Annotated in this window: 19 protein-coding genes; 9 read left to right on the top strand and 10 right to left on the bottom strand. The window is 43.4% G+C overall.

Translation table 11 applies throughout. The features are described 5' to 3' along the window. Positions 1–30: 30 nt before the first annotated feature. Together Cabys_RS18530 and Cabys_RS18525 are read left to right on the top strand one after the other, a co-directional pair. Entirely contained in the window at positions 31–663 is a 633-nt protein-coding gene (locus Cabys_RS18530) for a thiamine diphosphokinase (RefSeq protein ID WP_006927816.1), read from the top strand. Next, the gene (locus Cabys_RS18525) at positions 656–2,050 is read left to right on the top strand and encodes a sodium:solute symporter family protein (protein WP_006927818.1); all 1,395 of its coding nucleotides are present in this window, start codon (positions 656–658) and stop codon (positions 2,048–2,050) included. The genes Cabys_RS18530 and Cabys_RS18525 overlap by 8 nt, the downstream gene beginning before the upstream one ends. Here the strand turns inward: Cabys_RS18525 and Cabys_RS18520 are convergent. The 7 genes from Cabys_RS18520 to Cabys_RS18490 all read right to left on the bottom strand — a co-directional run bounded on the left by Cabys_RS18520 (position 2,028) and on the right by Cabys_RS18490 (position 12,505). Further along, positions 2,028–3,257, bottom strand: a complete 1,230-nt coding sequence (locus tag Cabys_RS18520; RefSeq protein ID WP_006927820.1) for an ABC transporter permease — start codon at positions 3,255–3,257, stop codon at positions 2,028–2,030. The genes Cabys_RS18525 and Cabys_RS18520 overlap by 23 nt on opposite strands. 10 nt (positions 3,258–3,267) lie before the next feature. Then, the gene (locus Cabys_RS18515) at positions 3,268–4,503 is read right to left on the bottom strand and encodes an ABC transporter permease (RefSeq protein ID WP_006927822.1); all 1,236 of its coding nucleotides are present in this window, start codon (positions 4,501–4,503) and stop codon (positions 3,268–3,270) included. Further along, a complete protein-coding gene (locus Cabys_RS18510; RefSeq protein ID WP_006927823.1) occupies positions 4,503–5,183 on the bottom strand; it encodes an ABC transporter ATP-binding protein in 681 nt (226 codons plus the stop codon). Before Cabys_RS18510 ends, Cabys_RS18515 begins: the two co-directional genes overlap by 1 nt. Then, the gene (locus tag Cabys_RS18505; RefSeq protein ID WP_006927825.1) at positions 5,183–6,382 is read right to left on the bottom strand and encodes an efflux RND transporter periplasmic adaptor subunit; all 1,200 of its coding nucleotides are present in this window, start codon (positions 6,380–6,382) and stop codon (positions 5,183–5,185) included. Before Cabys_RS18505 ends, Cabys_RS18510 begins: the two co-directional genes overlap by 1 nt. Positions 6,383–6,463: 81 nt before the next feature. Beyond that, positions 6,464–7,867, bottom strand: a complete 1,404-nt coding sequence (locus Cabys_RS18500) for a TolC family protein (protein ID WP_006927827.1) — start codon at positions 7,865–7,867, stop codon at positions 6,464–6,466. 15 nt (positions 7,868–7,882) lie between these two features. Further along, complete coding sequence (locus Cabys_RS18495; protein WP_006927835.1) at positions 7,883–8,641, bottom strand: Yip1 family protein; 759 nt, start codon at positions 8,639–8,641, stop codon at positions 7,883–7,885. A 723-nt stretch (positions 8,642–9,364) separates the two neighbouring features. Then, complete coding sequence (locus Cabys_RS18490) at positions 9,365–12,505, bottom strand: DEAD/DEAH box helicase (protein WP_006927837.1); 3,141 nt, start codon at positions 12,503–12,505, stop codon at positions 9,365–9,367. Positions 12,506–13,079: 574 nt separating this feature from the next. On the opposite strand from Cabys_RS18490, the gene Cabys_RS18485 reads away from it, so the two are divergent. The 6 genes from Cabys_RS18485 to Cabys_RS20780 all read left to right on the top strand — a co-directional run bounded on the left by Cabys_RS18485 (position 13,080) and on the right by Cabys_RS20780 (position 21,295). Continuing rightward, positions 13,080–15,584 (top strand): ATP-binding protein, encoded by a 2,505-nt coding sequence (locus tag Cabys_RS18485; protein ID WP_006927838.1) that lies wholly within the window; start codon positions 13,080–13,082, stop codon positions 15,582–15,584. After that, on the top strand, positions 15,562–16,923 hold the full coding sequence (locus tag Cabys_RS18480) for a sigma-54-dependent transcriptional regulator (protein WP_006927839.1): 1,362 nt from the start codon (positions 15,562–15,564) through the stop codon (positions 16,921–16,923). Before Cabys_RS18485 ends, Cabys_RS18480 begins: the two co-directional genes overlap by 23 nt. Positions 16,924–17,066: 143 nt before the next feature. Further along, the gene (locus Cabys_RS18475; protein ID WP_006927840.1) at positions 17,067–18,194 is read left to right on the top strand and encodes an NAD(P)H-dependent flavin oxidoreductase; all 1,128 of its coding nucleotides are present in this window, start codon (positions 17,067–17,069) and stop codon (positions 18,192–18,194) included. Between the two features lie 357 nt (positions 18,195–18,551). Then, the gene (locus Cabys_RS18470; protein WP_006926562.1) at positions 18,552–20,138 is read left to right on the top strand and encodes an IS1182 family transposase; all 1,587 of its coding nucleotides are present in this window, start codon (positions 18,552–18,554) and stop codon (positions 20,136–20,138) included. Between the two features lie 768 nt (positions 20,139–20,906). Next, positions 20,907–21,101 carry a hypothetical protein gene (locus Cabys_RS18465; RefSeq protein WP_006927842.1) on the top strand — a complete coding sequence of 65 codons (195 nt, stop codon included), beginning with the start codon at positions 20,907–20,909 and terminating at the stop codon, positions 21,099–21,101. Continuing rightward, complete coding sequence (locus Cabys_RS20780) at positions 21,089–21,295, top strand: PIN domain-containing protein (protein ID WP_006927843.1); 207 nt, start codon at positions 21,089–21,091, stop codon at positions 21,293–21,295. The genes Cabys_RS18465 and Cabys_RS20780 overlap by 13 nt, the downstream gene beginning before the upstream one ends. A gap of 74 nt (positions 21,296–21,369) precedes the next feature. Here the strand turns inward: Cabys_RS20780 and Cabys_RS18455 are convergent, their stop codons facing one another. After that, positions 21,370–23,031 carry an IS1634 family transposase gene (locus Cabys_RS18455; protein WP_083581041.1) on the bottom strand — a complete coding sequence of 554 codons (1,662 nt, stop codon included), beginning with the start codon at positions 23,029–23,031 and terminating at the stop codon, positions 21,370–21,372. A 148-nt stretch (positions 23,032–23,179) separates the two neighbouring features. Between Cabys_RS18455 and Cabys_RS20775 the strand changes: the two genes are divergently transcribed. After that, the gene (locus Cabys_RS20775) at positions 23,180–23,365 is read left to right on the top strand and encodes a PIN domain-containing protein (RefSeq protein ID WP_081475148.1); all 186 of its coding nucleotides are present in this window, start codon (positions 23,180–23,182) and stop codon (positions 23,363–23,365) included. 992 nt (positions 23,366–24,357) lie between these two features. On the opposite strand, the gene Cabys_RS18445 is transcribed toward Cabys_RS20775, so the two are convergent. Beyond that, positions 24,358–25,221: an LEA/WHy family protein gene (locus Cabys_RS18445; RefSeq protein ID WP_006927844.1), complete on the bottom strand. Its 864-nt coding sequence runs from the start codon at positions 25,219–25,221 to the stop codon at positions 24,358–24,360. Further along, a complete protein-coding gene (locus Cabys_RS18440) occupies positions 25,218–26,051 on the bottom strand; it encodes a mechanosensitive ion channel family protein (protein WP_006927845.1) in 834 nt (277 codons plus the stop codon). The genes Cabys_RS18445 and Cabys_RS18440 overlap by 4 nt, the downstream gene beginning before the upstream one ends. Positions 26,052–26,298 lie beyond the last annotated feature (247 nt).

Raw genomic sequence — 26,298 nt, 5'->3', positions numbered from 1 at the left:
TGCCTTTGAGGAACGTAAGAAGGAAGAAAAATGAAAAAGATTGTAGCCCTGATTTTAAATGGAGAAGGCCTGGAAACCCAACGCTTAAAACGAGCGCTGGAAGGGGCTTCGGTGATTATTGCAGCTGATGGCGGCGCCAATTACTGTCGGCAGCAAAATTTACAGCCCCATTACATTATCGGCGATCTGGATTCCATTAACCAAGAGTGGAAAGACCAGTTTAAAAATAGCAAGATGATGTACATTGCCGATCAGTACTCCACCGATCTGGAAAAGGCTTTAACCCTGGCGGAAAGCCTGCAACCGCACCGTCTGCGCGTTTTAAACGCCACCGGCCGGCGCGGCGATCACACCATTGCCAATCTGCTTTTTCTGGCGCAGTTTAATAAAAAAGTTGAAGTGGAGGTGATCGATAATTTTGGCCGTTTGACCTTTTTAGAAGCGGGCGTTCACCGCTTTAATCTACCCGCCGGCCAGACGGTTTCGTTTTTATCTTTCGGCGCCGTTAAAAACCTGACCCTTTCCGGCTTTCAATATCCCCTGCAAAAAGAAACATTTGAAGATTTTTTTGTGGGCATGAGTAACGTAACACAGGAATCGCCCTGTGTTGTTTCTTTTGATAGCGGAACGTTGATCATGTACGAGGTGGAGCGATTTGAGTAGCAGGCTGGCGCTGGATATTTTACCTCTTTTAGTCTATTTGATTTTGTTGTTTCGCGTCGGTTTGCGCGCGCGGCGCAGCAACGCCGATGAAAAGGAGTTTTTGCTGAGCGGCCGTCAGTTGACCATTCCCGCTTTTGTGGCCACGCTGGTGACCACCTGGTACGGGGGCATCCTGGGGATTGGCGAGTTTGTTTATTCGTCGGGCGTTTCGGCCTGGCTGGTGATGGGCCTGCCGTATTACGTTTTTGCTCTTTTGTTTGCGCTATTTCTTGCCCCGCGGATCAGAAAAGCTGAAAATGTTTCCATTCCCGATATGATGTACCGCATGCACGGTAAGCGGGTGGGGGCGGTCAGCGGCCTGTTTGTGGTGTTAATGACCTCGCCTGCGCCGTACATTTTGATGCTGGCTGTTTTACTGAAGTACTTTTTGCACTGGCCTTTGGTGCCGGCCATCGTGGTTAGCGCCATTATTTCTGTGAGTTATGTTTACTGGGGCGGTTTTCGCTCGGTGGTGCAAACCGACAAACTACAGTTTTTGTTTATGTTTGGCGGATTTTTGTTGTTGGTGTTTTTTCTGGCGTTTAAGGTGCTGCCGCCTGCCCACCTGTTTGAACGGCTTGACGCGCAGCACCTGTCCTTTAAAGGAAGTTTAAGCTGGCAGCAGATCGTGGTGTGGTTTTCTATCGCCAGCTGGACGTTCATCGATCCGGGCTTCCATCAGCGTTGCGCGGCGGCTCGCTCGCCACAAGTGGCCCGGCGCGGCATTTTGATCTCCATTGTATTCTGGGCGTTATTCGATGGCTTAACGCTTTTGAGCGGCCTGTACGCCTTTGCGCTACTGCCGGGTATTGAACCTATTTTAGCCTATCCGGCGCTGGCCAGCCAGTATTTGCCGCCCTTTTTGCGCGGCCTGTTTTTTGTCGGTTTGTTTGCCACCATTATGTCCACCATTGATAGTTACACCTTTTTATCGGCCATCGGCATCGGGCGCGATTTGATCTGGGAAATGCAGAAGAAAAAGTCGGCAGACGCCAATAAACAGGTGCGCTTCGGGTTGATTGTCACAGGGATAATCGCTGTTTTTATGGCTTATTCGATTCCCTCTGTGGTAGAGTTGTGGTACAGCCTGGGCAGTTTATTTATTCCGCCTTTGATTTTTCCCGTGCTTGGCGCCTTCTGGAAAAAGTTAAAGATTCCTTCTTCGTATTTTGTGACCATGATGGTCGGCAGCTTTTTAATCGGGCTGGCGCTCTTTATATGGGGCCGGCTGCAAGCCGTGGACGGCCAGGCCGTCTATCCGTTTGGAGTTGAACCTTTTTTTCCGGCCTTTGCTTTTTCGCTGGCTGTTCTTTTAATCGGAAAAATTACTCGTAACGCAGAGCGTTGATGGGATCCATGGCGGCCGCTTTGGAAGCCGGGTACAAACCGGCTAATACGCCCACCACCGAGGTTACGGCCAGCGAGCTAAAAACAGCCCACAACGGAATGGTAAAAGGAATATTGAGAGACGAGCCCACAATGGCGGCCAGCACAAATCCGGCGACCATGCCGAACAATCCGCCCACACTGCTTAAGACAATGGATTCGATCAAAAACTGAGACAGAATAACCGCCCTGCGCGCGCCCACGGCCTTACGAATACCGATTTCTCGCGTACGTTCGGTGACCGTTACCAGCATAATGTTCATCACGCCGATGCTGCCCACCAGTAAAGAAATCAAGCCCAGCAAAATGCCGGCGCCGCGTACCTGTACCGCAATGTTGTTAAAAGAGCTGATCAACGTTTCGTTGGTGAAAATGGAAAAGTCGTTTTCTTTGCCCGGCGGAATTTTGCGTTCTTTGCGCAGTACGCCGATCACCTGATCCATGGCGGCCTGCATATCCACCCCCGGCTTAACCATCACAGTGATTTTGCACGAACGATTTTTGCCCAGATTGTCCTCAAAGGTAGTAATGGGAATAATCACGCGGTTGTCGCGGCTTTCGCCAAACGTGGAGCTGCCCATCTTTTCCAGCACGCCGATCACTCTGAATCGCTTGCCGAACAACTTGACTTCTTTGCCGACGGGCTCTTCAAAGGGGAAGAGGGTTTCCACCACATCCATCCCCAAAACGATTACTTTGCGATGGAAACGAACGTCGTCGTCGGTCAGGGCGCGCCCCTCGCCGACCATGTAGCCGTTATTGGGGAAAAACTGCGGATCGGCGCCGGCCACGCCAATGGTCGGATTGGTGGTTTTTTCTTTATATTTAAGACTAACGTTGTGCTCCCAGATTTCGGCGCCCACCGATTGCACCAGGCTGCAGTTTTCGCGGATGGCTCTGGCCAGCGATTTGTCCAGGCGCTTGCGGTGTTTCTTTTTGCGCATCCCCACCTGAATGCCGGTAAAAACGTCTTCTCGTTGCACCTGAAAAGTGTTTGCGCCCAGCACGTTTAATTCTTTCTGGATGGATTGGTTGTACCCTTCCAGAATGGAAACGATGAAGATGACGGTGGCCACGCCAATGCTGATGCCCAGCGTCGTTAAAAAGGATTTTACGGCGCCGGCGCGAATTTGATCTACAGCTATTTGTAAGTTTTCTTTCAGTAACATGGTTGCCTTCTTATTCGTAACGCAATGAATCGATCGGATTTAAACGGGCAGCCTTGTAAGCCGGGTAAAAACCGGCTGTTACCCCCACAAAACCCGAAAAGCCAAAACCGATCAATACAGATGTCAGGCTGACGCCGCCCGTCAGGTTCATCTGCGCCAGGATCAGGCTGCCTGCAATAAAGCCCAGCACAATGCCGATTAAGCCGCCAATGGACGAAATGACAATGGCTTCGAACAAAAACTGGCTTAAAATGTTTCTGCGCGTGGCGCCAATGGCTTTTCGAACGCCGATCTCCCGTGTGCGCTCGGCCACGCTGACCAGCATGATGTTCATGATGCCAATACCGCCCACAACCAGAGAGATGCCTCCAATCACAAATACGATGGCAAACAGGGTGGTGGTTAAACTTTTGTACAGATCGGTCAGCATATCTTGCTGGTTAATGGAAAAATCATCTTCCTTTGCCGGATGGATTTTGCGCACGCGGCGTAGAATGCTGCGGATTTGATCTTTCATGTTTTCCAGTTTTTCCGGCTTGGTGAGCAGCGCAATGCGCAACTCCCGGTGTCCGCCGTACACCCGCCGGAACGTGCCAAAAGGAACGATAACGAAATTATCCATGCTTTGGCCGAAAAAATTGCCCTTACGCTCCAGCACGCCCACCACCAGGTACTTGCGATCGCCAATAAAAATCTTTTTACCCAGGGGATTTTCTTTATCGAACAGGCGATCAGCGACTTCCCGCCCCAGCACGCAAACATAACGGTTGTTGTACACGTCCAGTTCCGTTAAAAAGCGTCCGATCTCCGGCGCCACATTGGCCGTAAAGGCGTACTGTTCGCTGGTGCCGATCACAAAAATATTCTCGAACTTTTTGCTTTTGTAACGGATATTTTTGGCTGCAAAAATTTCGGGCGAAATATGCTCGGCCAGGGTGCAATGTTCCATCAGCGCCTGGTATTCTTTGTAGGTAATGGGTTTGCGATTGCGGTATTTCCAGAAGTCGCCTTTAATAACCCAGGGATATTTCTGTACGTAAACCGTACTGGCGCCAATGTTAGACAACTGTCCGAATACGTACTGGTTCAGCCCCTCAATGGTTGTCCAGATGGAAATGATGGTGGTAACGCCGATCAAAATGCCCAGCGTGGTCAAAAATGAGCGTAGCTTATGGCTGACCAGCGCCTGCCAGGCCATGATTAAATATTCGGAAATATGTGAAAAGAAAGCGTTTATGTTTGCCATCAGCTATTCAACTCGTCTCTAATGATTTCACCGTCTAACAAGCGAATGATTCGCTGGCATTTTCGGGCGATATCTTCTTCGTGCGTGACCAGAATGATGGTATTGCCGGCTTCGTTCAGTTCGCGGAAGATTTGCATGATTTCTTCGCCGGTTTTAGAATCCAGGTTACCGGTTGGCTCGTCGGCTAAAATCAACGAGGGGTTGTTAACCAGCGCCCGGGCGATGGCCACGCGCTGCCTCTGGCCGCCGGAAAGTTCGTTAGGTCGATGATTGGCGCGATCGGCCAGGCCCACACGTTCCAGCATTTGCATGGCGATTTCTTTACGTTTGGAACGCGGCGTACCGTTGTAAATCAAGGGCAATTCCACATTGTGCAGCGCCGTGGCCCGTGGCAACAGGTTAAAGGTCTGAAATACGAAACCAATTTCTTTGTTGCGAATGTGCGCCAGTTCGTCGTCCGTCAGGTTGTGAACGTCCTGGCCGTTCAGAATGTAGCGGCCGCTGGTTGGTACGTCCAGGCAGCCGATGATGTTCATCAGAGTCGATTTACCCGAACCGCTGGGCCCCATCACGGCCACGTATTCGTTGCGTTCGATGCTTAAATTAATGTTGTTTAGCGCCCGAACCTTTACTTTTCCCAGCTCGTAAATCTTTGTTAAATTTTCGATGAGAATTAACATCAGTCTTTTTCAACCTCTTTTTTTACTCGCACCGCCTGTCCGTTTTTCAGGGTTTTGGTTAACACGCGGAACGGTCCGGTGATCACTTCGTCGCCTTCTTGTAAGCCGGAAAGCACCGCGTAGTGCGTGTCGTCGCTGATTCCCAGTTTTACCGGCTTAATAACGGCTTTGCCCTCTTTAATCACAAAAACAACTTCGCGTAAGTCTTCATCTTTGATTTTGGGGGATTCGTCCGCTCTGGACGATTTCTTTTTATTTTTCCCTTCGATTTCGTCTTTGGAACGCACCGTAACCGCCTGAATGGGCACTTTTAAAACATTGTCCAGCCGTTTGGTTAAAATATCGACCGTGGTGCTCATTCCGGGACGAAAACGGGGATCCGGCCGGTCGATGGTAACGGTTACTTCAAAGTTGGTAACCTGTTCGGTGGTGCCCATTCCTTTGGTGATGGCGGAGTGCGCGATTTCCGTAACCATTCCCTTAAAAGTTGTGTCCGGAAAGGCATCTACCTCTACAATGGCAGAATCGCCCAGCTCCACATTTACCACGTCGTTTTCGTCTATTTCCACAACGGCTTCCATCACAGAAAGATCGGAAACGACCAGAATAACGTCTTCCTGAAACTGAGCGCCCAGGGCCATTTCGCCTTCTTCTTTATTGACGCGCGTGACCACGCCCTCGATGGTGGCGTAAAGCTTTGTCTTGTCCAGCGCGTCCTGCGCTTCTTTTAAGGACGCTTCGGCTTGCAAACGGTTGCTCATGGCCGCCTCAAAATTTGCTTCGGCCGCTTCCAGATCGGCTGTGGAAACCAGTTTACGCTTAAACAGTTGCCTGGTGCGCTGCAATTCGCTGTGCGCTTTTTTTTCATTGGCTTTGGCCGCCAGCAGTTGCGATTCGGCGCGTTCTACATTGGCCCGATACTTTTCCTCATCCAGTTCGACCAGCAACTGGCCTTTTTTTACATGATCGCCTTCTTTTACGTGCAGGCGGATGATTTTACCGGCCACCTGCGCGCTGACCTTAACTTCGGTAGCCGGTCGGATTTGACCCGAGCCGGTGACCTTTTGCTGAACCGTGCCGCGCGTCACCTTTTCGCTGAGCACTTCGATGCCGCGATCTTTTTTAAGCAGGTTGCCCACAATGATCAGGGCGATTAACAACACAACGCCGACTATGATCAAAATTTTTTTGGTATTCATTTTTTACTTCCTGTCTTACCTCAAATACGATTTGATGTAATCGTTTGTAAAAACGAGCATTCATTGCCCGCCATATTCATCCTATTTTTGTAGTTTTTCTTTTACCTTGGTGAAGCTGAGTCCCAGTTGATTGTCTAACTGAGCCAGTAAAAGCTGGGCATTGTATTCGGTGGAGACCAGGGTCTCTTCGGCGCGCGTTAAATTGACCTGAGCCTCGCGCACCTCCAGCTGCGTGCCGGCGCCGATGTTGTATCGTTCCTGCGCCAGGCGATATTCCTCTTTAGCGGCCTGTAAATTTTCTTCGTTAATTTTAATCATTTCCAGTGTAGATAGGTAGTTCTGGTAGGTTTTGTGGATTTCTGATTTCAGGCTGCGCTTGTATTCTTCGATTTGTTCGCGCACCATCTTGCGATTTAACTCGGCTTTTTGAATATCGGCGTAATCGGAAAAACCGTTGAACAGATTGAGCGAAAGATTAATTCCATAGCGAATCTGATAGTTCTGGTCATAGTCGGAAAAGACCTTAATGGCCGATTCATGAAAACGATCATAGTTTAAATAGATGGAAATGCGCGGGAAGTTCAGCCCTTTGGCCATTTTAACAGACAGGGCGCTGGACTGCAAACTGAGCAAGTCCTTTTTTAGCAGGGGATGGTGTTGCCAGGCCGTTTTAAAGAGCTCTTCCAGTTCGGGAAGCTCGCCCGGAATGCGGAACTCTGGTTGCACGTCGATGGGCGTTAAGGGATCGCGTCCCATCAAAAGATTGAGTTTCTTTTTCGCTTCTTCGAAAATATTCTTTTGATTGAGATAATTAATGCGATCGTTGCCCAGGTTTACCTTAGCCCGGTACACGTCCACCTGCGCCGTGGCGCCCAGCTCGTACATCTTCTGGGAGCGTTCCAGTTGCGCCCGGCTGCGTTCGATGGCTACTTCGTACACGTCGAGAAGCTTTTTTTGTTTGATTAGGTCGAAATAGGCCTGTTGCACCTGAAAGATGACCTGGTTGCGATCGTTTTCGTACTGGTATTCGCTGGCTTCACGATCGGTCTTGGCCTTACGAATCTGATTCCACCAGATGCCGCCATCGAAAACGGTTTGCGAAACGGTTAAGCCGGCCGAGCTGGAGGAACGCGTTTGCTTTTCTATTTTACGCGTGCGTTGTTCGTAAATAACGTTGCCTGTTTCAGGGTCGATGCCTACCGGCTCGTTGCTCAGGTATTCTGAAGGCCCGGTTTCGATTTCGCCTCTGCCTACAGAAACGCTGACCTGAGGCAAAATGCCGCGGTAACTTTTTAACACGTCAAAATCGGCTGCTTTTTTCATGTAAAACGAATTGCGCAGATTGAAGTTGCTTTGCAATGCCAGTTGAATACATTCTTCCAGCGTCATAACTGTTTTGGTTTCCTGAGCGCGGCTAAACTCAGGCAGGCTTACAAAAAGAATAAGTACGATTAAGGTAGTAACGCCACGAATTCCGTGCCTCATTATAAACTCCTTTGTTTAAACAAACAAACGGCCAAGCCCTACGCTAATTAACACATAAATAACGTACAGGGAAATAACCGTTAGGTAAGATTTTTTTGCGCTAAAACGATAAATAATACCGAAACCAATGGACCATAAAATGATCTTCCAGATGGTAAAAATATCGACGGCATTTAAAAGTTTAAAAAGAACCGTATCGCTTTGTTGCGGGTCCATAAGCAAAGCGAGGCTGGTGTAAACTTCCGCTGAATTTTTTTGAAGGATTAAAATCATTTTAACCGGCATCTCCACCAGACTGACGATGTTGCCCCAAACGTATAGGGCAAACATTTGTTTAAAGGTTGCCTTTCCTCCTAAAAAGAAGTTGCCGGTCAAAAGAAAGAGTCCCGCGGCAATGGCAAAAACAATGGCGCTTCCGATGACGCTGCCCACAACGGATTGAATATAGTACGCGGTCGGCGTCATGTTTTCAAGTTGCTCAAGGGCCATGTCTTTCATCTCTTCGGTCATCTTGTCCGAATCGAGGATGAGCTGTTTGCGATATTCCAGCATCTGGTCTTTGGTGGCCGCGGTAAACACGATGCTCATCAGAACAATCAAAAGAAAAGGGAATAACCAGGTAGGGTTGCTGCGCAGATGATTAAAAAAGTTCACCGGATCGGAAAAGACTTTAACCAGCTGCTGCCACAAAGAGAGTTTAGGAGCAGCAGGTTCGACTTCAGAAGCCGGCATGGGTTCTTGCTGATTATTTTGATTGTTTAAAGATTCATCCATTTTTATCTACCCTTTCATTTTGATTGATATTAACGAGTAATTTTAACAAAAGTTGCTATTAATACAAGGGTGAAATAAAAAAATTCAAATAAATGTGTCGGAGTGCAAATTTCTGAACTGTGATTTTTTTGATTTGGGGATTAGCGTGATAGTATTTTTCTACTTTAAAAGTTTCCTTTGAAAGGAGAGTAACCTCTCGTATGCGCCGAAAATCAGCATAATCCATCAATCTTTCTAAGACAGCAAAGGCATAACCAAAATCAAGCGCAATGCGCGTAAAGTAATTTTCTCGCAGATTACGCCAATCATCGTAGGAAAGGTTAAATAAATTATTTCAAGCAACCAGAGAAGTCACAATGGGCCCAATGAATATTTTAAATTAAATTACCCTTGCTCGCTCGATCCTCACTCCCAGACAAAAGATCAGGAATGAACGTACTTGAAAGGGCGAAGGATTTCCAACCCTACTTTATCCAGAGCGCTTTTTTGATATGACTAAAGATTAATGCTTACCATCGCTGAATTGTTCTTGGAAATCCTTCGCCCCTACATAAACGGTGGCAGGAATTCACCACACTTGCAGAAACAGGTTTGAAATGACAGGCTAACTATTCAACCATTAAACTAATTAACCATTCAACCAATCCAGCAGCACAAAAATTTTCGCACGCTAAGGAATTACATTTTTTGAAGGAAATATCCTGATTATGGTCAAAAATAGTGTCAAGAAAACAACTGCACAATATCATCTTTTTCGAGGTTTTTAAAGAACGCTGCGTCGGTGGTGATCAATTGTTCGGCCAGATTTTTCTTTCTTTGCTGCAGGGCCAGAATCTTTTCTTCCACGGAGCCTCTGGTAATCATTTTGTAAACAAACACCTTTTTACTCTGTCCGATGCGGTGCGCTCGATCCATGGCCTGCGCTTCAACGGCCGGATTCCACCAGGGATCAAGGTGAATTACATAATCGGCGGCCGTAAGATTTAAGCCCAGCCCGCCGGCCTTAAGGGAGATTAAAAATATTTTGATCTTTGAATTGTTCTGAAACTTATCTACTAACTTCTGGCGGTTTTTGGTGCTCCCATCCAGATAGAGATAGGGAATGGAGCGTTGATCCAGGCCCTGACGCACCAGGGTAAGCGCTTTGACAAACTGCGAAAAGAGCAGTACTTTATGATTTTCTTTAATCACTTCTTCCAGGATGTCGTGCAGGGCATAAAATTTTCCGGAATCGGATTTGTGGTTATTCTCTACCATGGCCGGATGAATGGCCAGCTGACGCAAGCGGGTTAGCCCTTCCAATACTTTCATTTTAGAGCGATTGAGCCCCTTTTCATTAATGGTTTTTAAGATCAGCGCCCGGTAGTAGTCGCGCCATTTTTCGTAAGCCTTTTGTTGTTGGTCGCTCATATCGCAAAACAGGATGTTTTCCACTTTGGGCGGCAGTTCTTTAGCTACCATGTCTTTGGTCCTTCTCAAAATAAAGGGGTAGATGAGGCGGCGCAGTTGTTCGGCTTTTTCCTGATCGCCCTGCTTTTCGATGGCCTTGCCAAAGTGCGTGGTAAACGCTTTTAAGGCACCCAGCATACCCGGATTAATAAACTGGAACTGCGACCACAACTCTGCAAGGTTGTTTTCAATGGGCGTGCCGGTCATCACCAGACGATGGCTGGCACGCAAACGATAGGCCGCGCGAGCCGTAACGGACAGGGGGTTTTTTATTTTTTGCGATTCATCCAGAATGACGTAATGGAAAGAGATCTCTTTTAATAGATCGAAATCGCGCCAGAGCAAAGCGTAAGAAGTAATAATCAGATCGAATTGCTCAAAATGACGCACATTTTTTTCCCTTTCCAGCCCGGCATGCAGGTAAACCTTTAAGTCGGGCGTAAACCTTGCGGCTTCGTTTTGCCAGTTTGTAAGTACCGAAGTGGGCGCCACGATTAACGACACAAGATTCTTTTTCAATTTTTCTTTTTGCAGCTGCAAAAGCGCCAGGGCCTGAATGGTTTTGCCAAGGCCCATGTCGTCGGCCAGGCAGCCGCCCAGACCATATTCATTTAAAAACACTAGCCAATCAAGTCCGGCCTTCTGGTAAGGCCTTAATTCCCCTCGAAAGTTTTTAGGTAGTTCCACAGGACGAATGGCCTTAAAGCTTTTCAATTTTTTTAGATGGTCTCTGAAGGCCTGATCGGCTTCAGCCTGTGCGGAATCGTTAAGGATTTCATCGATTAATAAAGCCTGGGTTTTAGAGAGGCGTACCGTACCATCCCGTTTTGACCGACTACCAAAGGTTTTGATCAGAGCTATCTTGTTAAGTGTATCCTGACCGATCTTTGCCGCAGAACCGTCGCTTAAGCGAATAAAATTTTTGTTTTTGCGCAGGGCTTTCACCACTTCCTGATACGACATGCGCAGTCCGTCAAAATCGATTTCCACGTTAAGATCAAACCAATCCGTTTCGGAAGACACCTGGGTGATAAGGCGGGCAGCAGCGCGACGCACCTTAAGCTTGTCCAGCTTTTCCTCGCCGTAAATTTCAAATCCTTTTTTGGCCAGCTCCGGTATCGTATCAAATAACCAATCTAATGCATCTACCTTTTTGGCCAGGACAAATTCGTTCTCCTGCCTGACCAGCTGATGCTCGGTAAGAATGTTCAAATAAAAATTTTCCACTTCTTCCTGGCGAGCGATTAGAATATATTGTTTTTTTTGAAGCAGCATTGTGTGCTTTTTAAAAGGCAGGGCATCGACTTTGATGGGTTGAATGTCTTCTTGTTGTCCGCCGTAAAAAAAGGAAACGGAAATGTGTAAATTTCCTTCTACCTCAGACAAATACAGCGCTTTTTTTACCAGACTGTCCATCACCGTTAATTGAACGGAATCGGGAAGTTCGGTTTCTGCTTTGGCTTCCAGAAATTGAGGATACACGTCCTTTAAAAATTGGGGCATCTCTTTTTCTGGGATGATAAGCCCATTTTCCGCATTACAAAAAGGTAAAAGAAGGTTGGCGGAAATCTTTTGCTTGACCGGCCAGATTTTCATGTCATAGAAAAAATAAATCCGTTCTGAAGAAAGCAATAAAAACTGATCATTCACCATAATTTTTTGATCGCCATTGGCCGTTTTTAGAAAAAGTTTAAATACATATTGATCTTCTTCTTTTTCGATAGTAAAGTGGAGATCGAAAGGTTCTTTTAAAAATGAAATGGGTATGTTTTCCCAGCTGTTAAAATTGTACAAGAGGAGGGAATCTCTCAAGTAATGTAAAATTTGACCGTATTCGCTGCCGTACATAAAACCAATAGAATTCGATATGCGGGTTAGGCCGCTTAAAAATCCTAAAGCCATTAATTCATCAGGATTGGTTTCGAAATCGTACGCACTGAAATATTGCAAACTAAAGTTAACTTCGCGGCCCAGACTTCCATCTTTTTTAATGTAGCGTAGAACCGGTTTTATTTGCCATGAAGTTGGGAAAAAACTGAGGACAAAAGCTACACGATTGCGAGATTTTTTTTTAATGTTCGACTCTTCAGGGGGAATAAGGGCTTGCCAGCTGGCGGCTTCGGCAACAACATTGATTTTCTCTTCTCGCAGTTGTTCATATTCAAAAATAGTGGCGACAATATGTTTGCAAATGCGGTCGCTGGTTACAAAATAGGGACAATTACATTCCACATAAAAAGCGCTATCTTTTTGTTGGATTATAACTTTATATTCGTGCATACCATAGACAAAGCTTTCCACTCTGTCACTGGTCGCTTGAATAATCTTTACTCTTTTCGTTTTGAAATAGTTTTTGCCTTTGTTAAAAACGGTTATTCCGGTTTCTCTCTGTAGAAGATCTAAATCGAATTTCATTGAAATTAAACCCTGAGTTAACTTGTTTTTATTTAGTCGCGTAAGTTATAATCGAAAAAAGAAAAATGAAAATATTTTTTGAGCAACTGATTAGAGTAAACTGATATACTTTTATGTCATTTTTTCAAGGCTATTATCCTCAACTTTCATTCCTACGGAGCTTCGCCTGCTTATCTCGATTTGAGATGATCTTCCTGTAAGATGCTTCACAGCACGCCTCCCAAAAAACAAGCAGCTTATGAAATTTCTTTGTCTGGATGTCCTGGCTGAAAAAGCTGCAAAAGGCTTTGATCGTGCTCTCAGCAGCCATCTGAATGTTGCTTTCTCTGCGGTTGATGTTTCACATTTGCAACTTATAGGGTAAAAAGATGTTGCCAGGCTGCAATAACCCTTTTTTACAGCGAGATCTCTGGCTTAAATGCGAATTTATTTCAACCAGTAACGTCTTTTAATTTCAGCATGTTAAGGCAAAACAAGTTTTGAGTCTGCCCGGTTGCAGGCCTGCAACATCTCCTTGAATTTGAGCGATTGCTTTATTATCTTAGTTTCGTATCGATTCAATGGACTTTTTAAAATGCAAAAACCCCTACATAAAATTCTATTAATATTTGGCTTTGCGTCTTTAAGCGTCGCCATCATTACCTCTTTTCTTGCCAGCAGGTATATATTACCATATAGCTTAAAAGAGTTTCGCTACAATCCCTTTGACAGAACGATAACACGCATTTTTTATCATGACTTTGATCGTGACGGTTTTAAAGAACGCCTTGTTATGGTCAATGACCCTCTGCAGGGTTTTTATTACCTTAAATTTTACCAGGATTATCAGCGCGGATTGATCGACCAATTTAACTTTAATCATCGCATTGTCCTGAGTAAACCGGTGTTTTATGACTATAACCAGGATGGCTTCGACGATTTATTTATTTTTTCTAACGATAATAAGGCGCTTTACTTAACAATCATCGATGTTTTTAATGTGGAATATCTGCTGTTTGAACAACCAATTCTCCCCTCTTCACCCCAACGAAGTCGCGAAAACTGGGACATCCAGTTAATTACAGCCCGGGTGGTAAATTTTAATGGCCGGGGCGCCCAGCTTTTGTTTTCCTTGAATAGCGGCTACTCTAAATTACCACGCTGTTTGTGCTTATATGATCTTCAAAATAAAAAAATCGTTCGGCGCTTTGAACACCACATGGGGCCGGTATCTTTTAAGGTTACCGATTTAAATCAAGACGGACATAAAGAAATTATTTTAACCAGCGCGGCAACGAATAATTTTCCGACAACGGTTTTTTTGTCAGACGCCTTTTCCTGGCTATTAATATTAGACGAACAACTTAATCTATTAGAGCCTCCCAAAAAAATTGGCGATAAGTTTTGCAATGTAGAAATGGAATATCTGGAAATGCCTGGCCCAAACCGTATCTATCTTTTGTTAAGTAATAGTAAAGATCTACCGACCTTATTCACCATTGATTCTTCATTTCAAATCAAGAAAAAACCTCTTTCAAAAACGGCCTTTAATTATGGGATAAACACGTATGGAAAACGTCCCCTGATTTATCTTACGCATTACGTACCTAAAGTTCAGATTTTTAACGACTCTTTAAAATTATTAACAGAAAAAGAACTGTCGGCTGATCATAAGGCTTTAGTGATTCATAAAATAGAAAACATATTAGGCGACACCAAGCCTGAGATCATTTGTAATAATTCAAAAGGGCTGTATCTTTTTAGTCAGGATTGGCAATTGCTCGCCAGGTATAACTTTAAACGGATACAGGGGATAAGCGATCTGACGTTTTACCGTGAACCTATAAATTCCTATCCAGTGCTTAAATTTACCACCTCTGAAGGACATATTTCACTGCAAGTTCAAACCAATCGTTGGGCCGGTAAAATACCTTTCGTGTTTAGTCTGTCGTTTCTTCTTAGTTTTATGATATTGCTATCAGGATTTTTAATTTTCGTCAAAATAAATCGCTATATCCTTTCTTTTTTATATTTTTTAAAAGGCTCAGAAAACGCCATCATTTTGATTGATTTTAAGGGGCGTATTCTTAGCGTTAACAAAAGGATAAATCAATTTTTTGATTTAAAAAATCCATTAAAAGAAGGGGTGTTTATTGAACAGGGGGTGGGCGCGCATCATGCGGTTATTAAAGTCATTCAAAAGTGTAAACAGCAGCAAACCAAAGTTACAGAATCCATTTCCTTTGAAAAACCTTCCATGAATTTTATCGGTGAGATAAGCGTTACCCCGTTTATCGGATTTTTGGGCTATATCTACGCTTTTCTGGTGGAGATTAAAGACAGTACACGTCAGGTATTGCTCGAGCGTCAACAAAACTGGCAGCGCAATGTAAGGAAGATGGTGCATGATATTAAAACGCCGCTGGCCGGAGTACAATTAAAATTGCAAATGTTGTACATTCAAATTCAGGAACAGGCGCCCCAGCTGTCTGGTCTTTCTCGAGAACTGGAAACGGCGCACAACGAACTAAAACGCATCAGCGCCATTACCAAAAGCTTTTTGAAGTTTAGCGACCTGGAACAAATATCCAGCGTAGATATTCCATTAAAGCCCTTCCTGGAGCGTGCCTTAAAGCCTTTCCAGGTTTATAGTACCAATAGCGCTGTAGATATTATCACCGATATTGAAGACGGTGTGCCGGAGATCGTGCGCTGGGATGAACGGCAGATGGAAATTTTGATTCACATTCTGGTGGAAAATGCCATCGATGCCATTCAGGAAAAGGGGAAGATTTTTGTTCGGTTGCGCATCTCAGATAAAATAAAAAACGTAAAAGAGCCCGGCATTCAAATACGAGTCGAGGATAATGGCCGGGGGATCCCGCCCGAGATACAACAGAAAATTTTTGAACCCCATTTCAGCACCAAAAAAGAAGGTACGGGCCTTGGCCTGGCTTTTGCCAAACAAATTGTGCAACAACATGGAGGGCAAATCGATTTTTATTCTCATGTTGAGAATGGTACGGTTTTTGTAGTAGATTTACCATCTAAAGTTGAAAGATCTCTGGAGAAAACCCATGTATCACATTCTGGCCATTGATGACGACCTTAATTTTTTGGATGATCTCTCTTCGTTGCTCAAGTTTCACAACTATGTGACCAGAGGAATCAATAATCCGCATAAAGCACTGAGTCTGTTGAACAAAGACAAATTTCACTGTGTTCTGCTGGATGTGCAAATGCCCGGCATGGATGGCATCTCTTTGCTGGAACAAATTAAAGAAAAACATCCCACCATTCCGGTGATTATGATTTCCGGGCAAAGTACGCTGGCTATCGCCGTAAAAGCCATTAAGCAGGGCGCGTTCGACTTTTTAGAAAAGGGCGCGGATTTAGACCGTTTGTTGATCACCTTAAAAAACGCCATTGCTCATTATAACTGGCTAAAAGAACGCCGTTTATTGATTAATGAATTGCTCGAAAATTACCAGATGATCGGTCAGAGTAAGGCCATGCAGCAAATATTCAATCAAATTGATTTTGTGGCGCCTACAGATAGCAAAGTTCTGATTACCGGAGAAACCGGCACGGGCAAGGAACTCATCGCCCGGGCCATTCAGTTAAAAAGCAACCGATCGACCAGGCCATTTGTTCGAATCAATTGCGCAGCCATTCCGGAAACTTTGATCGAAAGCGTCTTCTTCGGGCACAAAAAGGGCAGCTTTACCGGAGCCATCAAAGATCAGCCAGGAAAATTTGAACTGGCAGATGGGGGTACGCTTTTCCTGGATGAAATCGGGGAACTGCCGCTTTATGCCCAGGCCAAACTATTAAACGTTCTGCAGGATGGCGAAATCGAAAAAATTGGCGCACCGAAAACACAAAAGGTGGATGTACGTATCATTGCCGCCACGAATAAAGACCTCATGACCATGATAAAAGAAAAAAAATTCAGGGAAGATCTTTTCCATCGGCTCAATGTGTTTCATATCCACGTCCCCCCTTTGCGCGAACGCATAGATGACGTTCCCCCGCTGGTGGAACACTACATTAAGCACTACGCCAATGAACTTAATAAAAAGATCGTCGGTATTTCTCCTGCCGGAATGAATATTCTGGTGCAGTATGACTGGCCCGGTAATGTAAGGATGCTGCGCAATGTCGTAAGCAGGGCCGTCATGTTTGCACAGGGCAATATTATTTCCGAGGGAGAAGTTTCGCTGGCTCTGGATATGGACCGTTATCAACCGCTGTTTACGCAAAATACTATGACGCTGGCTGAGTTTCTCGAATTCCAGGAACGACAGTTCTTGCGTCAGATGTTGATTTTGTGCAATGGCAACAAGCAACAAATGGCTCAACGTCTGGGAGTCGATCGGGCAACGCTCTGGCGCAAATTAAAACGCTACAATCTGTCCATGGCAGACGAACAAAGCTAATGACCACGCCTGCTCTAAAAGTCATCTCTTTTGCAATCATTTACATTATTTTTACAAAACCTTTCCTTTTTTGGTTGTAAACTAATTGCAGAGACTATGAAAGGGGGTTCGCCCCCTTTCAAAATTTACTCACAGGAAAGGGCATGCACATGCAGGCAAAAAAGTTACCAGGATTAAAAATCGGACGTTTTAATTTACCGACGCCCATTATTCAGGGAGGAATGGGTGTGGGCATCTCTTTATCTGGTCTGGCTTCCGCGGTGGCCAACGAAGGCGGTGTGGGCGTTATCTCATCCGTTGGATTGGGATTGTTGTTTTCTGAAGAACAATTGAACTACCGCAAAGCCAACATGCATTTTTTGCGGCATGAAATACGTAAGGCGCGCCAGATGACCAATGGCGTTATCGGCTTGAATATTATGGTTGCCCTGTCAGATTTCGATAATATGCTGCAAATCGCCATCGAAGAAGAGGTGGATGTCGTGTTCATGGGCGCCGGCCTGCCGCTACGCTTTCCTAAAAATTACACTCCGGAAATGATACGAAATTTTAAAACCTATTTTGTGCCCATCGTTTCTTCGGCCAGAGCCGCCCAGTTGATTTTTCAATACTGGGGAAAAACCTTTGGCCGAATTCCGGAAGCCGTGGTGGTGGAAGGACCTAAAGCGGGGGGGCATCTGGGATTTAAACGCGAACAAATAGACGATCCGCAATTTCAGCTGGAAAAGCTGATCCCGGAAGTGGTTGACACGGTTAAGGTGTTCGAGGAGCGCTTTGAGCGAGAAATTCCTGTTATTGCAGCCGGCGGCATTTTCAGCGGGGCGGATATTCTGAAATTTCTGGAGCTGGGCGCCAGCGGCGTGCAAATGGCCACGCGATTTGTGGCCACGCACGAATGCGACGCTTCCGAGGACTTTAAAAATGCTTATGTGCAGAGTAAAAAAGAAGATATCGTTATTATTGACAGTCCCGTTGGCCTGCCGGGGCGGGCTATTAAAAACAGCTTTTTGCAGGAAGTCAAAGAAGGACAGAAAAAACCCTTTAAATGTTCGTGGAAGTGTTTAAAAACGTGTGATTTTCGGACCACGCCTTACTGTATTGCCGATGCATTGGCCAATGCGCAGCGAGGGATGCTGGAAAAGGGATTTACCTTTGCCGGCTCCAATGCCTACAAAGTAGATAAAATCGTTTCCGTTAATGAGTTGTTTTTGACACTGGAAAAAGAATATCTGCAAGCCGTTAAAGCACGACAGCCCCAGGCCGTGTATTAAAGAAACACGGGTGCTCGCGTGGGCAAATTTTCTTCGCCCTTTTTCCCATAGCAAAAGGGCGAAGATCGTTTTAAAAAACAGCTAAGACCGCACAGCCGCAAGCAAAATCAACCGCAACGCGCGCAAAGTAATTTTCTCGCAGATTGCGCCAATCATCGCAGGAAATGATTAAACAAATTATTTTGAGAGGAAAGCTAAGCAAATCGGCGCTATTTACGGGCTGGGGGATGAGTTTTTAAAACAGCACAAAATTTTCAAATCCCGCCCGGGAGGCTGTTGCAAATTCAGTTTGAGTAAAATTCAAAAAATTTGTAAATTCTGGGCGACAGATAAAACAAGTAATAACAAAGGAATTCCATGAGTTTTATTACTTATAATCGCTCACAAATGAATCTCTTTGGCTATAGTGTGGAAGATTTTGCCAGAGACGATCCAAAGAGTCGATTTGTAGTGGAGTTGGTTTCGCGCCTTGATTTAAGTGCACTTTATTCCCGTTATAGTTCACAAGGCGGTGATTCTTATGCCCCAGACATGATGCTTGCCTTATGGTTTTATGCTTATAGTAACGGCATTACCAGCACCCGTAAGCTGGAGGAATTGTGTAAATATGATACGCGCTACATTTATATCACTGGGAATCAGCATCCGGATCATAGTACATTAAGTCGTTTTCGCAAGGCACATTTGGATTTATTAGACCAATATTTTGTAGAGATACTTTTAATTGCCCAGGCCGAAGGCATAAGTAGTTTCAACCAGATAGCCATAGATGGCACGAAAATCAAAGCGCACAGCAGTAAGCGTCATGGCTACACTGAGGATCAATTAGACAAACGTATAGAGAAGTTAAGAGCAGAGATCAAGCAATACATGCAGCGCTGTAATTTTGTAGAACAGGGGGCCACGGATGAATTAGATTTAGAAACTCTTCGAGCGGAGAAAGAACGGCTTGAGCGCTTAGAGAAAGAGATATTAGAACGTAAAGCCCAATTGAAAGAGCGTAAGAAACAGCTCAAATCAGAACACCGTTCAAGACATCAAATAAATGTAAAAGAGCCGGATGCCCGCATGATGCCTTCGGTGGATGGACCGGGCTATAACGCACAATTAGGCGTAGATATGTCCAGTCATTTAATAGTAGCTCATGAAGTCGTAAGCCAGCCCAACGACCAGGGTCAATTCATACCGATTCAAGAACAAGTAGAGAAGAATCTTGGTTCAGATGATAAGCGATCTTACACGGCCGATTCCGGTTATCACAATAGCACAGACCTAAAAGAATTGGAAGAAAAGCAGATTGATGCCGTAATAGCCGATCCCCAGTTATCCAATCGTTCGATAAAGGAGACACCAACCTCCAAGGAAGAATTGCAAAAAGAAGAAAGAAAACTAAAACGAAGTGATTTTGTGTATCATGAACAGGGAGATTACTATGAATGTCCGACGGGTAAGAAGCTTTTTCCAGTTGAGAGAAATAGCGAACGGATCGTATATCGTTCCAATGATTGTCAGGACTGTCCCTTAATTAATTTATGTATTTCCAGTAAAAAGAAAGTTAAGCAAATCCATCGTTCAGTTAATGAGAGTTATTGCGAACGTATGGCGAAAAAGTTACAAACTTCAGCGGCGCAGGAACGACTAAAAAAGCGTTCGGTGACAGTTGAACCTGTTTTTGGTAACTTGAAGCATAATTTAGGCTATCGTGGATTTTCCTTATCTGGTCTTAATAATGTTCGTAGTGAATTTACGTTAATGTGTATTGGGCATAATATTAATGTTCTATTTAAAAATATGTTAGGGAAACGTTTAGCAGCGTTTATAACAGCATCACAAGAAAAAGATGATCTATTAATTTTATTTTCAAAGAATATTTTGGCGTTTTTAATTCTATATTTTGCCCAACGCTTAAGAATGAGAAAAAATTATCAATATCGGAGAATATAAGCATTAATTCCTCCCCCCCATGCAACAGCCTCCCGGGCGGGATAGATCTTCCAGAGGAAGTATCCTAAATTTAATTTTTTTTGAACAAAATTGTATTTCTAATGTATTGAGTTTTTGTTTAATCCATCCTTATTAAGAAAATTTACATATTTTGAGGTTTTTGTGCATAAAACATTAGCATTAAACTGTAAGGTAGGCAATTTCACTGCCGGAAAAATTTATCTTCCTTACTATAAAAATGGTTTAACTAATAGAGTTCTGCAAAATGCACATACATGTCATTTCGAATCCCGATTTATCGGGATGAGAAATCTTCTAACTTCAACAAAAACAAAAGATTTCTCGTCGCTCCGCTCCTCGAAATGACACTAAAATTTACATTTTGCAGAACTCTAGGTTTAACTAACTATTAAGAAGGATAAGGCATGGCTTTAAAAGATGTAGTGCCGCTTTTCCCGAAAATTGTTCTGAGAAAAACGACAGGTAAAACCGAATTAGAAGCCCAGGCTGGCGCCACATCATAAGCGATAAAGTTAAGAGTAAAAGGGTTAAGGGGGGAACGAGTCTCCCTTTACCATATTATAAAATATCAAGGATTGGTGCGATTACGCCCTGCACGGAAAGACTTGGTTTTTAATAGGAGAAAAATTATATTAAAAAAAAATGAGATGAGGAATTTGAAATTATTTCAAGAAATTTTTACGATTTAATAAAAAAAATAGAAAAAAGTATAATAGTAGAAATGAAGTTTTTAATTAGGAGTATATTATGCAAATCATCATAGAAATAGAGAATAATAAGGAAGGAAGAGCCTTATTAAGCTTTTTAAAACACTTGCCTTTTGTAAAAATAAGGGAAGCTCAGAAATCAAAAAGAGCCCAGAATTTTGAAGAAATTTTTGGAATCTGGAAAAATAGAGATATTACTAAAGAAAAGTTAAGAGATAAGGCATGGAGAATGTAATCATTTTATGCGACACCGATGTAATAATAGAATACTTAAAAGGTAATGAAAATACCAGGAAAGTTTTCGAGAACTTCCAGAGTGAAAATATTGTAATAAGCGCGATTACTTTAATGGAATTATTATATGGTGCACTTAACAAGAGAGAGCTAAATAAAATCAAAAGAGCATTAAGTGGATTTAATATATCTTGAGTTTGACAGTTGTATGGAACATAATTCCTTTATTATTATTAAGTTAGTTTAATTTCATTTTCGTTAAGTTGTCACTACAAAGATAAAAGCGTTGGCTTGCTGCTGCCTATCTCCTGAAATATTTCCAATTGTTCGCCATGCACTCTGGATAATCCTTTACGACGTCTCCCTTCATTTTCCCATTCTACAACCACGACTCGACGCAGGCTCTCCATAGCACGCTGCCAACTTAATTTTATGCCACTCAAACGCTTCTCAAACAATACCGCCATCTGGAATGCAAGAAAACACACCATCACATGAGCCCTGATACGCTTCTCTGTCCAATGAAAATTGGGACGTAAATTCAAACTATGCTTTAATTCGTAAAAACCATGCTCCACATATTTTAAATCTTTATAGCGCGCTATGAGTTCTGATTTACTCAGGTCATGAGCATTGCTTATCACTATAAACCAACCGTCGCTCTTTTCTTCTTCTGATAATACCTCATCTTGCTTATGAATCTCTATCGTATCTTCTGTTAATTCAACATTAAAGAAACGACTTAAACGTTTTCTTGATAATACACTCTTTATTTGATGATATTTATCTTCTGTGTTTATTTCCTTTTTCTTAATCTCTTCTGACAGCTCTAAAAATTCATTAATACGATTGATGCGATTTTTATAGCGCTTTAATGCCGTGGCGGCATTGTAACTGGCCACATAACGAAGTTTTATCTTTTCCTTTTTACCATCTTTTGACTTGATTTCACGCTCCGTTAGGCGCTCATAGATCGTCTCACCAGTCGCCTCTTTATGCGCATTGGCTTCTTTTATAACCGATTTGACATCCTTGCTCTGACGAACACTCTCTCCAAGAATAAACTCATAACCTTGTTGGATTAAATGCCAGAGATTGTCATTGCTTAATAAACCTTTGTCTGCCACCAGCTGGATATCTTTTACCTTAAATCGCCTGCGAATATCATTGAGCATCTCTTGCAAGGTAGAGCGATCAGCCTTATTGCCAGGGAAGACGTAATGGGCTATAGGAATACCATCTCCGGTCATCACCACGCCAATTACGATCTGTTCTCTATCTCCGCGGTGGTCACGACTATAACCAAACTGACGAATATCGCCTTCTACCAATGAGTTTTCGGCTTCAAAGTAGCTTGATGTTAAATCATAAAAACAAACCTTTAGATCCTGATTAAACAGATCTAGTAAACGATTAGCAAGTTGGGTTTCAATCTTTTCCTTATGAGCTATTAGAAAATCCATCGCTCTTAAAAGATACTCATAACGAATGTCGTCTTTGTTGATACCCGGAATATAAACGGTTTCTAACCAGGTGAGTAGTTTTAGTTTGGAAGAAGGATCATCCAGGCGGTTAAATATCAGACTTTTTAAATGAGCTTCAAGATCAAACTTTATTCCGCTTTTTTCCTTTTGCCTGGCAATAATCTGGCTCATTTTAAGCTCTTTCCATAAATGGACAAGCGCCCAGATTTGACCGAAGGCCTTGACATTATCAATATTGCTATCTAAGTCCTGTAAAGTTAACCCCTTAGCCCTTAAAAGTCCGTTGATAAGCGTGTCTACGTCTTTTTTGATGAATTTGTCGGTAGGGCCTAAATGCAGCAAGATTCGATGGCGTACTTTTCCATTTGAGTCTCTGTAGGACTCAGCGATTTGTAAAGTCTCATGGACTTTGTTATTTCTTTTGGATCGACTTACCTTAACAAACATAGAATGAATATAATAATAAAACGATTTGATAGCAAATAAAAAAAGCACGCCTGCATAGACTACAAAGAAATTGAAACAGAGAAACTTAATTATATGTTTTTTTTGATTTGGCTTTGAAAAATTTGGCGTTAACTGTCAAACTGGGGATATATTAAGTTTAAATGAAGAAATTACGGAAACAGCAATAAATTTAATTGAAAAATATTCAAAAAGTCATGGATTAAAAATACCAGATGCTTTAATAGCCTCTACGGCACTTTATCATGATATTATTTTATGGACTTATAATACAAAAGACTTTTTATTTATAGAAGATATAAAGCTTTATAAATAAGGATAAATTTTATAGCGTTCTATTATAACCTAAATTTCCAAGGCAGCGAGGCCGCAACCAAAACTAACCGCAAAGAGCACAAAGAAGTCACAAAGTACGTAAAGAAAAAATGAAACCAATTATTCAACATGTAAGTAAAAAACTCATCATGCCGGCAAGATTGACGCCCCTTCTCTTTTTTAAAGAAAAGGTGCTGGGGGATGAGTTTTTAAAACAGCACAAAAATTTTTGTATCCAGCCAGATGGGGATTCGAAATGAGCGGCCGATGAACAATTTAATTTTTGAACCAGGATTTGCTTGATTTTTGGATTACCAAGATTTGCCTTTTTAACTTTTTCATTAAATTTGGAGAATAAAGTCGCATCGAGTGCATAAAATCAAGGCGATCCTGTAATCCTTTTAATCAAGGTTCAAAAACAACCTTCAAACTTCCAAGGCAGCACAGCCGCAAGCAAAATCAACCGCAACGCGCGCAAAGTAATTTTCTGGCAGATTGCGCCAATCATCGCAGAAAATGATTAAACAAATTATTTTGAGAGGAAAGCCAAGCAAATCGGCACTCTACTATTCGTAATTCGGGCACAGCCTCCCGCTCCGCGTGATAATTTTTAATTCAAGTACAGCATAGCCGCAACCAAAATATTTTTGCAGGGATTTATGCAACCACATAGAGCTCAGAGAAGTCACAAAGGGCGCAATGAATATTTTAAATTAAATTACCCTTGCTCGCTCGATCTTCACTCCCAGACAAAAGATCAGGAATGAACGTACTTGTAAGGGCGAAGGATTTCCAACCCTACTTTATCCAGAGCACTTTTTTGATATGACTAAAGTTAATGCTTACCAGAGTTGAATTGTTCCTGGAAATCCTTCGCCCCTACATAAACGGTGGCAGGAATTCTCCACATTGCAGAAACGAATTTGTAATGACAGGCAAGCGACTATTCAACCATTCAACTAATCAACTATTCAACCAATCCAGCCGCGCTCTTTACTTCAATAACTTAATGCGACCTCTCTGATCCAACGGTAGCTCAAAACTTCCCAACAGTTTAATAGAGCTGTTTAGCCGGGCGCGTCCGGTTAGCTGGTATTCAAGCGGAGCGGGATTCTTAAGCAACTGGTACAGGCTGCGCCCCATTTCCAGAAAATTGAGATGCACCGGTATCTCGATACGTTGTTTTTGCTTTTGGCCGATTTGCAATTTTTGTTGTAGAATTCCCTCTATCCATTTTTGTCCATTCACCACAAACTGATAGTTTAAGTTTTGTAAATCCAACGACCAGGCGTTGGGATTATCTACCTCCAGAGAAAGACTCAAATCAGCGCCGTTAAAGCCTAAGTGCGTTAGTTTTAAGGCTGCCACTTTAAAAGAAGGCATTTTAACGTTGGGCAGCCGTTGCGTGGTTTGCACCGGTAAGCGAATTTTTCCAAGAACCGGCACATCAAACGTCAAACCGGAACGCAGTGTGTAGTTGATGCTGTCTGCCGTTTTTAGCGTTTGAAAACTTTTGTACAACTGCTGAAATGAAAAAGAAAGCGGGATGCTGATCTCCGATTGGCCATGGCCGGCGATTTTAAGCGTTTGCTCCTGCCTGCCTTTCAGGAAAGAATGCTTTTCAATAAGTAGTTCGTAATCATAACCAGCCAGGTTGATGCCCACTGAATTTGGATTTTTAATGCTCAATTTAGCTTCCAGATCGATGCCTTTTAAGCTTAACCCGCGCAATTGAACCGTTTTTAGCTTAACTACGGGTTTTTGTATGTTCATCTGTTGCAGCAGGGGCCATAGTTGCTGACAACCGTTCAACATAAAAAGGCCCAGTAATAAAACTCCGAGAACGATCTTTTTCATTTTGTCCCTCCTCCATCTACCTGATACAAATGCACATCGTGCTGCGGGTAGGGAATGGAAATACCCTGCGCGTCAAAGGTCAATTTAACGTTTTCCTGAAAATCGTAGTACACGTTCCAGAAGTCTTCTTGCTTTACCCACACGCGCACGGCAAAGTTAACGGAGCTGTCGCCTAACTCGGCCAGAGCCACGGTTGGCGCCGGTTCTTTTAAAATGCGCTCGTCCTTTTCTACCATTTCCGTTAAAATCTGTTTGGCTTTTTTCAGATCGTCGTTGTAGCCGATGCCAAAAGTCATATCCACACGACGCGTGGGCTCGATGGAGTAGTTGGTGATGTTACCGTTGGAAAGGGCGGCATTGGGAATGAAAATGGTCTTGTTATCAAAGGTCTTTAATATGGTGTTAAAGATTTGAATTTGATCCACCTTGCCGATAAAGCCCTGCGCGTCAATAACATCGCCCACTTTAAATGGTTTAAGCAATAAAATCAAAACGCCGCCGGCAAAGTTGGCCAAACTGCCCTGCAGAGCCAGGCCAACAGCCAGGCCCATGGCGCCAATGATGGTCACAAAAGACGTGGTGGCAATGCCCAGCATGGAAGCAATGCTGATTAATAACAGAATTTTAAATCCGATGGAAATCAGGCTCACCAAAAATTTTTGTAAACTAACATCGACTTTCGATTTTTCCAGGGCGCGGTTAATCCCACGCCCCAGGAATTTAATCGCCCATAAACCAAGAATCAGTACCACGATGGCCAGCAACAGTTGCGGGATTAGTTTAAACGCCAGATCGGTCAGTTGCTGTGTGTAAAATTGAACATTTTCCATGTAAGTTCCTCCTCATTATTTGGGAAAGCAGCTCTTAATTTTCGAAAATTATGAAAGAGCCGGCAAAGTTGTCCGCCTCCGGTGTGTGCCGATCTACCCGGAGTCAACGATTTATTAATTTAAAGCAAAATCATTTTACCTATATTTAAAATCATCCGGCGCTTTCAGTAACCGGTCTCTCATTTGATTGGCAAAAAGAATGATGGCCAAATCAAAAAATATCGTGATCTTTACCAGACCGGACAAC

Source organism: Caldithrix abyssi DSM 13497 (assembly GCF_001886815.1).
Classification (GTDB): Bacteria; Calditrichota; Calditrichia; order Calditrichales; family Calditrichaceae; genus Caldithrix; species Caldithrix abyssi.
The sequence above is the reverse complement of the archived record's forward strand: the minus strand, read 5'-3'. Positions and strand labels throughout refer to the sequence as shown.